This is a genomic window from Marinoscillum sp. HNIBRBA16962 (assembly GCF_057801515.1).
Genome location: NZ_CM173603.1, coordinates 2,583,931 through 2,596,864, shown reverse-complemented (window position 1 = coordinate 2,596,864; position 12,934 = coordinate 2,583,931). Strand labels below are relative to the sequence as shown.

General features: G+C 43.6%; 13 protein-coding genes. 6 read left to right on the top strand and 7 right to left on the bottom strand.

The features are described 5' to 3' along the window. Window positions 1-12: 12 nt before the first annotated feature. On the bottom strand, window positions 13-360 hold the full coding sequence (locus AC3E9V_RS11045) for an iron chaperone (protein ID WP_488753253.1): 348 nt from the start codon (window positions 358-360) through the stop codon (window positions 13-15). Between the two features lie 18 nt (window positions 361-378). Next, on the bottom strand, window positions 379-768 hold the full coding sequence (locus tag AC3E9V_RS11040; RefSeq protein WP_488753252.1) for a nuclear transport factor 2 family protein: 390 nt from the start codon (window positions 766-768) through the stop codon (window positions 379-381). Window positions 769-1,013: 245 nt separating this feature from the next. Between AC3E9V_RS11040 and AC3E9V_RS11035 the strand changes: the two genes are divergently transcribed. Further along, entirely contained in the window at window positions 1,014-1,394 is a 381-nt protein-coding gene (locus tag AC3E9V_RS11035) for a DoxX family protein (RefSeq protein ID WP_488753251.1), read from the top strand. A 4-nt stretch (window positions 1,395-1,398) separates the two neighbouring features. On the opposite strand, the gene AC3E9V_RS11030 is transcribed toward AC3E9V_RS11035, so the two are convergent. Continuing rightward, window positions 1,399-1,929, bottom strand: coding sequence for a hypothetical protein (locus AC3E9V_RS11030; RefSeq protein ID WP_488753250.1), 531 nt, complete (start codon window positions 1,927-1,929; stop codon window positions 1,399-1,401). Window positions 1,930-2,139: 210 nt separating this feature from the next. Here AC3E9V_RS11030 and AC3E9V_RS11025 point away from each other — a divergent pair, with 210 nt between their 5' ends. Continuing rightward, window positions 2,140-2,490: a hypothetical protein gene (locus AC3E9V_RS11025; RefSeq protein WP_488753249.1), complete on the top strand. Its 351-nt coding sequence runs from the start codon at window positions 2,140-2,142 to the stop codon at window positions 2,488-2,490. Here AC3E9V_RS11025 and AC3E9V_RS11020 read toward each other — a convergent pair. Further along, window positions 2,397-3,311, bottom strand: a complete 915-nt coding sequence (locus AC3E9V_RS11020; protein ID WP_488753248.1) for a pirin family protein — start codon at window positions 3,309-3,311, stop codon at window positions 2,397-2,399. The genes AC3E9V_RS11025 and AC3E9V_RS11020 overlap by 94 nt on opposite strands. A gap of 346 nt (window positions 3,312-3,657) precedes the next feature. Between AC3E9V_RS11020 and AC3E9V_RS11015 the strand changes: the two genes are divergently transcribed. Continuing rightward, window positions 3,658-5,436: a hypothetical protein gene (locus AC3E9V_RS11015; protein WP_488753247.1), complete on the top strand. Its 1,779-nt coding sequence runs from the start codon at window positions 3,658-3,660 to the stop codon at window positions 5,434-5,436. A gap of 16 nt (window positions 5,437-5,452) precedes the next feature. On the opposite strand, the gene AC3E9V_RS11010 is transcribed toward AC3E9V_RS11015, so the two are convergent. Together AC3E9V_RS11010 and AC3E9V_RS11005 are read right to left on the bottom strand one after the other, a co-directional pair. Next, the gene (locus AC3E9V_RS11010; protein ID WP_488753246.1) at window positions 5,453-6,307 is read right to left on the bottom strand and encodes a hypothetical protein; all 855 of its coding nucleotides are present in this window, start codon (window positions 6,305-6,307) and stop codon (window positions 5,453-5,455) included. 7 nt (window positions 6,308-6,314) lie between these two features. Continuing rightward, a complete protein-coding gene (locus tag AC3E9V_RS11005; RefSeq protein ID WP_488753245.1) occupies window positions 6,315-7,247 on the bottom strand; it encodes an Ig-like domain-containing protein in 933 nt (310 codons plus the stop codon). Between the two features lie 380 nt (window positions 7,248-7,627). Between AC3E9V_RS11005 and AC3E9V_RS11000 the strand changes: the two genes are divergently transcribed. Together AC3E9V_RS11000 and AC3E9V_RS10995 are read left to right on the top strand one after the other, a co-directional pair. After that, window positions 7,628-8,344 carry a response regulator transcription factor gene (locus tag AC3E9V_RS11000; RefSeq protein ID WP_488753244.1) on the top strand — a complete coding sequence of 239 codons (717 nt, stop codon included), beginning with the start codon at window positions 7,628-7,630 and terminating at the stop codon, window positions 8,342-8,344. 190 nt (window positions 8,345-8,534) lie between these two features. Further along, window positions 8,535-10,031: a sensor histidine kinase gene (locus tag AC3E9V_RS10995; RefSeq protein WP_488753243.1), complete on the top strand. Its 1,497-nt coding sequence runs from the start codon at window positions 8,535-8,537 to the stop codon at window positions 10,029-10,031. Here the strand turns inward: AC3E9V_RS10995 and AC3E9V_RS10990 are convergent, their stop codons facing one another. Beyond that, entirely contained in the window at window positions 10,032-10,439 is a 408-nt protein-coding gene (locus tag AC3E9V_RS10990) for an OmpA family protein (RefSeq protein WP_488753242.1), read from the bottom strand. A gap of 149 nt (window positions 10,440-10,588) precedes the next feature. Here AC3E9V_RS10990 and AC3E9V_RS10985 point away from each other — a divergent pair, with 149 nt between their 5' ends. Beyond that, on the top strand, window positions 10,589-12,877 hold the full coding sequence (locus AC3E9V_RS10985; RefSeq protein WP_488753241.1) for a TonB-dependent receptor: 2,289 nt from the start codon (window positions 10,589-10,591) through the stop codon (window positions 12,875-12,877). Window positions 12,878-12,934 lie beyond the last annotated feature (57 nt).

Below are 12,934 nucleotides of genomic sequence, written 5' to 3'. Positions count from 1 at the left end.
AACTCACCTGTTTCACCTTTCTACAACCTCCTCCAACCTCAACTTCGCCATATCAGTGATCAGCTTTACAGGCAAAGGTTTGTTGTAAGGGAATTGAACGGCGCCTTTTGAAAATTTGTAATCACTAAGCGCACTCTCAAATTTATCAATAGGTGAAGGTGTGGGATAAAATCCCAGATGATGACGACTTGCCGCATAGTACACCAGCACTTTCTCCTGCTTAAAAGCAGGCATATTATAGCTGATCACCTCTTCGGCTTCCGGGAGTGCTTCCCGGAGTATTTTTCGTATCTCCTCCAGGTGAGCCAGAGCTTCCTCAGGAGCTTGTTTGAAATATTCATCTACAGTTTTAAATTTCATGTCTTAGAAGTTTAATCGTTAACTAAATTCAGCACGAAGTACATAAGAATCCATCCGCTTAATGATGTTCTTTCCGGCGCTCACAAATTCGTACACATCACAAAAGGCATATCGCTTCCCTTCCATGATGACTTCTCCATTTACCGTAGCTTCTTTACCGTGCGTTATGATCCGGTGAATGATCAAACCCTCGGGCCTGTAACAGGCCATTTCAGCCACGACTTTATCAAAAGACGTCTTTCCAATGATCCGCTTATCTCCATAGATATTCCACTCAATATCATCTGCTACCGATCCGGTGATAAACTCCACATCGCATTTTGCAAAAGCAATATTGAAATCCCTCAAAAAGGCTTTTCTGGGAGCATTACCACAATCCTCAGGGATGGTTAGTTTCACTTCATTCATTTTATAAGTTACATTTTAGGTTGTAAAATTACTGCTGCGGTTTCCTTCCGTATCTCTAAAAGCGACATACAATCCTGTGCCGAATTATTTTAACTTTCCTGATCAAAGGTCAGGTAAAACCATAAAATATTTATTGTGCATTTGCGTCTAAAATGGGGGCGGTTTACGACAAGTTGAGTTTTGATTGTCAGGAAATTGCTTTTAGAATTAAATTGCATCTAAAAAAACCACTCAGGAATCAGACTATGAAAATTGTAAAATGGATCGTACAGGGGCTACTGGCCCTGTCATTTTTATTTGGGGCGAGTTTTAGGCTATTTACCCCTTATGAACAGCTACTTGCCATAGAGGGCTTGGAATGGATCAATGACTTCACACCACTACAGATCAAGGTCATCGCAGCCTTAGAGATACTCGGAGCTATTGGGTTGATCGCTCCGATGTTTGTTCGCAGGTTTGGTTTTTTCGTACCCCTGGCCGCCATAGGCCTGGCACTTACCATGATAGGCGCGGCTATTACCCACATACTCAGAGGTGAACCCATCATTGTGAATGCAGTACTTTTCCTAATCGCCTGTTTAGTGGCTTACTGGAGAAGGGATATGCTTAAAGAAAAAGCTTTTTAAAGCCTTAATATCTTCTTTCAAGGTCAAAATATGTATGAAAGGCCGCTTCATGTGAACCACCCTCAATAGGTAACATAATCGTAAAATAATACCTGATTAAAAGCTCTTCCAGATTTAGAGCCAATACATCATAGGACCCATCCTGGAGGGATAATTTCATAAGCTCCGGATCATAGTTATAGAACTCAACCCAACTTGTATCTGCATTGGATACATACAGACTATCTTCAGTAGAAAACCTCCAAATTAGCCCGGAATGATCTGAAACCCCCGGCTTAATCTGACCCATTTTCTCCTCTGCTTCTGTCTCGGAGAACCCTAATTCCTCAACATAGAAAGTCATAGGATCTATATCATCAATGGTATAAAGCTCAATCCGGGAATCAACAAATTCCCACTCTCCAACGATCGTTATTTCATTTAAATCTTCAGAGGTATCATCACACGAAATGAGCATGATGCTCAACCCAAACATTGAGAACACTAACCTGCCTGCAGAAGCCACTTTCGGCAAAGGCAGGCCAGGTATGATCAAGCTTGGGCGGCAAACCGCTTGGCTCAGCAACCTTTGAACTAATGAAATGAATAAAAGTAGGATAGCAATAGACAGTTGACAGATTGAATTTTGTGATCTCATATTTAGAACGGTAATTTTTTCTCAACCTACTAAAATCTTGCATTAAGCACAATTAATTGAATAGTGTGTCTCTCCAACATCATTATCTTTGGGTCCGAATTTTAATCTATGCTGGGATTATTTAAGAAAAAGAACAAAGAAAAAGAAATACCCGCCATTCTGGACCTGGATGGTCATCCCATTGAAGTTGGAGCCCGGGTGAAATGCCTGCGCTATGACCTTGGAGAATGTATCGTGGAGCTGGAGGGAAGGGAATACTTCTACGTGTCAGTAAAAAATGGCCAACGTGTCAGCTATACCAAAATGTTTGATGCAGCTACCAGGAATCAGAAGGTGGAAGTGATCAAAGATACTAAGCTGCGCAATTATGAAAGTGCACCAGGTTCCGGAGTACTAGCCGACCTGGACCGATTCTCCGGCAATGGCACAAACTCATCAGCATCTGAAGGAGGTAGCTGAATACGCCCTGCCTTCCAGTCAGCTTTGGCCTGCTCAATGCGTTCTTTGGTGGAAGAAACAAAATTCCACCAGATATGGCGTTCACCCAGTGCCTCTCCTCCCAGAAGCATCAATGTGGATGGCTCCCTGGCAACAATCACCGGGTCTACTCCTTTGGTAAACACCATCAATTGCCCGACACTGTAACCCTTCCCCTTTATCTCCACACTTCCTTTCGCCACATATACTCCCCGTTCTTCATAACCCTGGGGCAGACCAAACCGTCCGCCCTTTTCTAAGACCACATGCAGATAAAAAAGTGGAGAATGGGTTTTTACCTCATTTTTGAGATTAAAGGCATTACCAGCGATCAGGCGCATCCATACACCTTTGTCCGTAAAGATGGGAAGTTGATCAGGCTGATAGTTTTCAAAAGAGGGATCCGATTCCTCATCTTCTTTTGGCAAAGCTACCCAGGTCTGTATCATCTCCAGCTCACCACCAGCCAGTACTTCCGGGTCTTCAAACCGCTCAGAATGCGCGATACCCTTGCCTGCAGTCATCCAATTAACCTCTCCGGGTTTAATGACCTGCTCTACTCCAAGGCTATCCCGGTGAGTCACCTGTCCGCCGAAAAGGTAGCTTACCGTCGACAAGCCGATGTGCGGATGAGGAAGCACATCCATGTTGGAAATTTCATTGGGATTGACCTTTACCGGACCCGCATGATCCATGAATATGAATGGTCCGACCATTCGTTTGAGTCGAAACGGCAGAATACGCTTCACGGCCATCCCTGGCGCAATGGAAGCATTCCTGGCTTCTATTAGGTGATCTATCATTAGCATTAATTAGTGAAGTGTTCACAAATAACTTGGGTAGACTTGTTTTGTTAAAGGATTTTTCAAGCTATTCATTACTGCCTTTCCAGTGTCAGCTTATTTGAAAGTGGGACTTACGCTGCCAGCGTTTCCAAACTACAAAACCTTCTATTTAACGCAATTAAAAAAAACAGATCAGGGGGTAGTGTAGATCCCATTTCATGCGTTACACCTATGCGTCACTCAATGTGACGGAGGGACTAGTATGCTGATTTCCCAGATATTTTCTTTTTAAATAGGCAGATATTCCCATTAATTTGCATTATTTAGAGGTGCCCTAAACTTTAGTTTGAATTATTTTACAGCTATGAAGACATCCAAGTTATTGATATTTTTAGGCCTGGCTTTTTTCTATCTTTCCACTCCTCTCCTTGCCCAGGAGACGGAAGAAGACCCATACGCAGACTATTCCTACCTGTGGGAGGACTCTAAAGCCAAGAAAAAAGAAGCCAAGCGCAAAGCAAAAGAAGAGCGTAAGCGCCAGAAACAACTGGAGAAAATGCGGAGAAAAGGCCTTTTGCCAGATACCACAGTCACACAAGATAGTTTGGATGTGCCTTCAGATAGTCTGCAAGAAGAAAAGCAGATGGAGATCCGATACAATGTGCCCTCGGATACCCTTCGCATGCCATCAGATAGTACCGTAACTCCTACAGATACTTTGGATCAGGAGGAAGAGGAATACTCTTATCCTGGAGAGGAGCTCGTAGATGAAGGACAAACCGAAGAAGGACAGACCAAAGAAAAGAAAGAGAAAAAAGACATTTCAGGTCCACCTGTTGAGGATTTCCGCTCAGGAATGAGCTCGGGAGGTGGTGGAAGCACCGTGAACGGAGGCTTCACTTTCACGCAGATAGAAGACCGGTATTATGTAGGCATGACCATCAACCCTGAGCTCAACCTGGGCAAAGTGGGTGTGGGTCTCAATATTCCGATCCTGTACGGACTGGAAGAAAAATCCATACGTACCGAGATGTTTGAAGACGGTGTGGGTATCGCCCGGCTGATCACCTACCTGCGTGTAGGTGTACAAAAAGCGGATCCGGTTTATGTCAAAGTGGGCCAGTTAAACAATACCATGATCGGTTTCGGCGGTCTGGTAAATAACTATACTAACACCACCAGCTTCGAAAAACGAAAAGTGGGTCTTCATTATGACTTCAATCTAAAAGGTCTGGTGGGTATAGATGGACTTTACAGTGATTTCAACTTCACTTCCATGAATCTACTGGCCGTTCGACCGTACGTACGACCAATGGCGTGGACTTCCATCCCGATCGTTCGAACATTCGAGGTTGGTACTACTTTCATTCGAGACAGAGACCAAACAAAACTCACCAGGAGTGATAGTGCTTCCACCTATGAGCTCACTAAAGATGGTATTGGAGCCTTTGGTGTGGATGCAGGATTAACTTTGCTGCGTGTTCCATTCATTCAGGTCGACCTCTTTGCAACTTATAGTAAGCTGAAAGTGCAATCTGACGCTCTCGATCAGTTGGCTAACTTTTTCACAGCTCCTGCCCTGGAGGATGGCTTTCAGGACGGTACAGGTTTCAGTGTAGGGATGAACTTCAGGTTCCACTTCATTGCTGACCTGCTTTCTACTGATGTACGCATCGAGCGCCTCAACTATTCCGAGCATTATTTGCCGCAGTTCTTTGATGCTACCTATGAGATCAATAAAGACGAGCGAATTTTTTCACTACTTTATGCTGAAGAAATGAGCGGGATCTACGGAAGTCTTACCGGTCACATCCTTAAGAAGGTACAATTGGGAGGCAGTCTCATGATCCCGGATAATATTTCAGCAGAATCCCCGGCCACCGTACGTGTCCACGCCGATCTGGAGCGGCTTGCAGACAAGATTTCATTACACGGTAGCTACATCAAAGGAAACCTGGATGACCTTGGAGATGCATTTACCTTCGACAGGCGATCACTGGCAAAGCTGCGGTTTATCTATCACATGAATAAATTCCTGGCCGCAGGGGTGGACTATTATTATTATTGGGAACAAAATGATGAAGGGGAGTTTAAAGCCACCAAATATGTACAGCCATATTTTGGGTTGAGTATTGCATTTTGAAAAAATAGATAAATAATCAAAGCTCCATAAATACCCCTATTCCTAAATTGGGTGAGGCGAGATTCTTCCTTCCGGAGAAAGCAAAACCGGCGGAAGCAGTAACTCCCCAATTCTCCTTTATCGAATAAGCGATCTCAGGGGTAAAACTGAAGTACTCCGTATTATTCGCAAACCCAGTATTGGACTGGTTGGCATTATCCGGACTATTGTTAAAAGAATTCCTGCTATGGAGTTTTATGTTCGCATAAAACCGATCGAGGGTATAGCCCACTTCCAGACCATAATGATACTCTTCAGAAAAGCCATTTGTGCGATTGTTAAATGCCACAAGTGCACTTACATAAACAGGAACAGGATGAAAAGAACGACTAGCCTCCACTTTGATCATCTGATTAAACTCTCCGTCACCCGTCTGCAGGATTCGTTCTGAACTGACCTCTGAATATCCAAATGGTAATCCAAACATCAGACTTACTGCCATTACCACAGGCTTATCCTGGAAGAAGCCATATTTAAGACCAATGTCCGTATCCCCAAATGAGTTGACCTCATCTCCTTCCGAAACTACCATCCCGGAAGGATTCTCCAGCTGATTCAAAGTAGCACGCACAAAAAAAGGTACATAGGCCACAGCGGTCAGCCGATCTGTGATACCATATTCTCCATAAAGACTGGTGGTGTAAAGACTGATCTTCTGTGGCAGATCCACCACATCTCCGGTCGGGCCGAAATAGGCATTTGCCCTGATCACATTTTGTGAAAGCTTAAAATACCCTTTTCCTTTTTGGTAGGTCCATCCTCCTCCGCCAAAAACATTTTGGGTAACTACCAGGAAAGCAAGGGACAGCAGTAATAATTTAATTTTTTCCATTTTTTGGTCAAGGCATAAGTTCAGCATATCCAAAGGTAATACTGGCAGGTTTACACAAGATAATCACGTAATCGTAAGTATTGATCGTCACACCAGAATCAACTGCGGATACATTAAACTCTTTTGCGCCATTGGTAGTGATCTCTTCCAGCTCCAGTCCATTGGCTCTTGTCTCTCCACCATCTATGCTGTTACTCAAATAAATGAAAGTCCCCAGGGCAAAACTTGTCTTGAAGTCGCTGCTAAAAGTGAGAATAAGGTCACCACTTTGATCATACATCAGGGTGGCAGTTCCTTCCGCTGTATACCCGTTCTCAACAAAGGTCCCGGATCGGGCCTGGTCCCCTACAGTGAGCATAAGGGGCTTACTTGTCACCTCATCCACTGTAGCAGTGATCTCAGCACTCCCGTCCATATGAGCAGTTACCAGACCTTCTGTGTCTACAGAAATGACCCCCGAAGCGGAAGATTCCCATGTAATTTCAGACATGATCTCAACAACTCCTCCATCCAGATTTTTAGCTTCAATGTTGAGCTGTATCTCTTCACCTACGTCCAAATTCGTCTTGGGTGTAGAGATTTCCACACTGGCAATCTCATTCGGATCGGTGACCACCTGAATATCATGTGATGGACTGGTTGTGCCTTCATAAGATGCTGTAATACTAGCTGCGCCTTTAGATATACCCGTCACCAGCCCGTTTCCATCCACGGTAGCATGCTCACTGTCACTAGCCCACTCAAAATCCACTTCTTTTTCAACACCATTATCCAGATAATGAGCAGTGAGTTGCAATGTACTTCCCACCATTACAGCAGGCGCCGCATCATCTATTTCGATCATCGGTCCCGCATCATCATCGTCCTTAGTAACATCTGATTCTACACAGGAAGCAAGAAATAAAAAACTCAATATGGCTACACCTAGCAAGTATCTCATAATCAACTAATTTACATAATGTACACTTAATCACCTCAGGTATTGTCAGCAAACGGTCATTTTACTGAAAAATCCCTAATCAAAAAAAACCCACCCCATTAGTAAGGCAGGCTTTCAGAATTAACAGATATTCATTTATCAGAAAAACACACCATTGATCTCAATTACACAAACCAAGCATAAAAAGATTATGCAGACATCACGGAGAGTTAAACTTTTTATCACAGGATGCTGCTTTAAGATACCTCTCAAACAGCCTGAAAAGTTGCCTTCATCAGGTAACCGCTGCGACTTTGGTACCAGATTCTCATGGCAAAAGATAGGGGTTCAGGATCCTTTGTGACTTTTTTGTGATAATTAGTCATTTAATTGCAAGCACTATGGATAAGCGTAAGGTTGTCATCATTGAAGACGATCAGGAGATCTGTAATCTTTTGGAAATCCACCTGAAGGACCTTTCATGCGAGGTAGTATCTTATCAGGACGGCCAGCAAGGCTTTGAGTCAATCTCCTCCGAACATGCGGATCTTATCATCCTGGATATCATGCTGCCATCTTTGGATGGGATTGAGATCTGCCAAAAACTCAGGGGCCGAAATATCAATACTCCAGTACTGATGCTTACGGCCAAATCTGAGGAAATAGACAGGGTTCTGGGGCTGGAAGTAGGAGCCGATGACTACATGGTAAAGCCATTCAGTGTGCGGGAGTTTATTGCGCGGGTTAAGGCCATTTTTCGAAGAACCAGGATGATCCGTGAGTCACTTCTCGAAGGCAATGCCAAAACGCTGGCCTTTGATGATCTGTTTATTGACATTGACAAGCGGAAAGTGTTGATATGCGGTCAAAAAATAGACCTTTCGCCAAAAGAGTTTGAGTTGCTGGTGTTGATGGCCTCAAACCCCGGAAAAAGCTACAATCGAGCCAGACTACTCAGCCTGATCTGGGGCTATGACTTTGAAGGTTATGAACATACGGTAAACTCACATATCAATAGGTTAAGAGCCAAAATAGAACCTGACATGGCTAACCCCAAATACATTCTGACAACCTGGGGTGTGGGCTATAAGTTTAACGAAGACCTTGCACAACCCTAACATGAAATGACCATGTTGCCGGGGACTAGCCGTCCGCACACGTAGCCTCAACCCAATTATCTTAATAGGCGGTAGGCAATTAGCAATAGGCAAGTAAAGGCTATAGACAAAATGATGAAAGATTTAAAAATGATGAAGTCAAATCATCAAAAAGCCAAAGGCTAAGAGCTAAAAGCCAAATTACATACACATGAAGAAGTCAAAAACCATCTCGCAACGCCTGACCTACAAAATCATCGGAACCTTCCTGATGCTGATCCTTGCCGTTGGGTTGAGTTACACCTTTATCACGTTGTATTTTACTGACAAGTATTTTGAAGAAACCTCACAAAAACTAAACTCCCGGATCGCTAATCACCTGATCGAGGAGAAGTTTAAAAACGCCTCCCCTTTTATGGAGGATGGATCAGTAAATAAACAACTGTTCGGAGACATCATGCATGATATGATGGCCATAAACCACAGCATAGAGGTGTACTTGCTTAGTGAAACAGGTGAGGTAGATTATTCTGTAGTACTGGATCATGATAAAGCTGGCCAGGACCCGCGAAAAGTGGACTTGGAGCCAATTCAGGAGTTTATTGCCTGTAGTGGCAATCGGTATATCTTAGGTGATGACCCGAGAGAACCGGGATCGAAGAAGATCTTCTCTGCAGCTCCCTTTGAAGTGGATGGCAGAAAAGGTTATATCTACATTGTCCTGGCAGGTCAGGAGTTTGAGCAGGTACAGGAAAGCCTGCTGGCAAGCTACTACATGAAGCTGGGGCTGGGAGCTTCGATCATTACCATCCTGTTTGCAGCTATTATAGGTTCCCTGGCTATCTGGTATATAACCAAAAACCTGAGGCGGGTGATCTTTGCTGTAACGCGATTTAAAGAAGGTGATATGAACTCGCGGGTGGAGAACGCTGAAAATATGGATCTTTCTGTACTCGCTACCACCTACAATGAAATGGCTGACACCATAGTAGGAAATATTGAAAAGCTTAAATCCCTGGAATCACTGCGACGTGAGCTCATCGCCAATGTATCTCATGACCTGCGAACGCCACTTTCGATCATGCAGGGGTATGTAGAAACCCTCCAGATAAAAAAGGGAAGTCTTAGTGAAGTGGAGAGTGAAAAATATCTGGAGATCATCCAGCGGAGTATCGAGAAGCTTTCCCACCTGATCAATCAGCTCTTTGAGTTTTCCAAGCTGGAAGCACGGCAGATAGAGCCGCAAAAAGAGCCTTTTCAACTAGCGGAACTTGCCAGGGATATTTACTCCAAGTATGAAATTCTGGCTGAAAGGAAAAATATTGATCTGAAGCTAAATGTGGACGAAGGCCTGCCGCTGGTCTTTGCAGACATAAGCCTTGTAGAGCGGGTATTGCAAAATTTGATGGACAATGCCCTGAAATTCACCCCTGAAAACGGAGCGGTTTCCATAGTGATCCATGCCGATAAGCAGCAGGTAGAAGTAGCCATAAAAGACAACGGTCCTGGAATATCGGAATACGATCAGAAATTCATTTTTGAGCGATTTAAACAAGCTAAAACCAACAATAAAGACAGCTCGGGAGCAGGACTTGGATTAGCAATAGTGAAAAAGATCATGGAAATACACGAGTCCACCATCAAAGTCATGAGCAAACCCAATGAAGGCACTACCTTCCAGTTTTATCTGCCAGCCTATCAGGGCTGATCACATCACTACCGGCCAGAAGATCACATCTACTCTCCGATTTCTGAGACGCCCCATATGTGTACTATTGTCGTATACGGGGTTGTGCAACCCAAAATCTTTGACCTCCATAGCCTCCCTTGAAAACCCCTTTCTTTCTAAAAGCGTGGAAACCATCTCACTGCGCATCCGAGAAAGCCAGTCATTGTAAGCTTCCCCTCCTATGCTGTCAGTATGACTGTGAATAGTGACTGTATAGCTAAGTGCATTGGGGATGGAATCAATAAAGTGATAAAGCTCATGAACCTGGTAAGGATCTACATAATAACTGCCTCCTCCGAAGTAGATGCTTTTCATCAACCGATCAGCGTCCTGAGCAGACACAATACCCGAAACACAAAAAAACAATGTAGGTAAAAGGCTTCTCATAGTTTCTAAAACGCCAAAAAGGAAGTTTAGTTATTTTTAGATTAGTCTAAACTTTAAATTAGATTTGTATATTAAAAATGATATGCACTATCTTTGTCAATACTTAGATAAATCAACCATCAACTATTAGACAAATCAATCAATTGTTTATGCTTAGGAATACTTTTACGGTTTTGGGATGTATATGGTCTCTGACGATAAGCGCGCAAACAGGATTTAAGGGCAACATTACTTATGAAGATGAAGGAATACCCGGAGCGACTATTCAGGTCAAAGAGCTGGAAGAAGGAACCGTTACCGATCCAAATGGATATTTTGAAATACTCGATATACCACCAGGGCATTATACACTTGAGATCCGGTCTATGGGATATAAGCAAAAGAGACTAAAGCAGTCTGTAGATGCCGGCAAAGTGAAAGACATTAGCACACGAATGGAACAGAACGAGCTCGGTCTGGATGAAGTTGTCGTTACCGGCACAATGAACCCTACCATGGTGACCGCCTCTCCTGTGAAAGTAGAAGTAGTGACCTCTAAACACCTGAATACTTATATTCCGTCAGCTTCCTCTTCAATTATAGAAGGCATCAAGCTTATAAATGGTGTACAGGAAGTCGTGGCTTGTGGTGTTTGTTTTACCAATAGTATCAGCATCAACGGACTACCCGGACCTTACACCTCCGTGCTTATGGATGGCAGTCCTATCTATGGCAACCTGGCAGCCGTTTACGGTCTAAACGGCATTCCAAACATGATCATTGACCGGTTTGAAGTGATCAAAGGGCCAAACTCTACACTCTACGGCTCTGAAGCCATGGCTGGAGTTATAAACATCATCACCAAAGACCCTGAGGACCAGTCAAAATTCTCAATAGATGTTATGGGAACGACTCATCTGGAAACCTTTGGAAATATAGGAGTCACTACCAATACCAAAAACTTTAATGGCTTCACCGGACTTAACTATGCTATCATTTCTGATTTTGATGATGAAAATAATGACGGGTTTGGTGACCTGATCAACCTGGACAGGTATTCGCTTTTTAGTAAGTGGGCCATGAAACGGCCAAATAATAAAAAGTTTACGATTACGGGCAAACTATACTACGAGGACCGTAGAAACGGAGTGGAAGAATACCTGAAAAACCGTAATTACAAAGAAATCAGGGGAAATGACTCGATTTACGGAGAAAGCATATACACCTATCGCGGTGAGCTCTTTGGTACTTACGAACTGCAAACAAGTGAAGACCTAAAGATCGATTATTCATTTAGTCATCATTTTCAGGATAGCTACTATGGAGCAGACTACTATGAAGCTCAGCAGGAGATCGGGTTTATGAATTTTATATGGAAGAAAAACCTGGGCAAGCATCAGTTGGTGACCGGCCTGACAAACAGGATACAACTGTATGATGACAACACCACGGCCACCGAGGATTCAGTAGCCGGCAGAGGTCTGGTCAATAAACCGGATAATCAATGGATACCGGGGATCTTTGTTCAGGATGAATATGAGGTTTCCAATAACCTCACCCTTTTAGGCGGCCTTCGTCTGGATCATTATAAATCGCACGGGTACATCTTCTCTCCTCGCCTGTCTACTAAGTACAAGCCCGGAGAATGGACCACTGTAAGACTCAACTTTGGAACGGGCTTTAAGATTGTCAACCTTTTCACCGAAGACCACGCATTTGTCACAGGTCAGCGTGATGTGGTGATAGAGGAAGCACTCAAACCGGAACGATCACTAAATGGATCATTTAACCTAAACCATGTATTTACATTGGGATCAAGCCAGGGAATGATCGATCTGGACGCCTACTACTCCTATTTTACCAATAAGATCATCCCGGACTATGACACGCCCGGTCAGATCATCTATGCCAATGCTTCAGGCAGTGCTATTTCAAAAGGAATCGGTCTGAACTGGACGCAGGACTTTCTTTTTCCGCTATCCGTCACAGCAGGTGTTAATCTGCAATCAGTGAAAGAAATTGAAATGGATGCTTCGGGGAGAGAAGTAGAAGATGCTGTAGAATTTGCACCAACATGGAGCGGCATCCTCAACACTAATTATCAGTGGAAAAAAGCTGGAATAACCCTGGCATATACATTTAGGATCACCGGGCCTATGGCCTTGCCGGAGGTTTACGACCTGGATCAAAACGGTGACCTGAAACAACAGTCTCGTCCGGAACAATCCAACCCGTTTGCCCTTCAAAATATCCAGGTGTCTAAACAATTTAGCAAAACCTTCTCTGTGTATGGAGGCGTCCAAAATCTGGCAAACTACATTCAGGAAGAATCCCCTCTCATTGGTTTCAATGATCCCAATGCACCCACCGGATTCGGTCAGTACTTTGATACATCTTATGCCTACTCTCCCATTCACGGTAGGGAGTTTTATCTGGGTGTGCAGTGGAGCTTGAAATGACGTCTTTCAAAAAAGACTGAATATCAACTACTTATAATTATGTCATTAGTTGCTTTG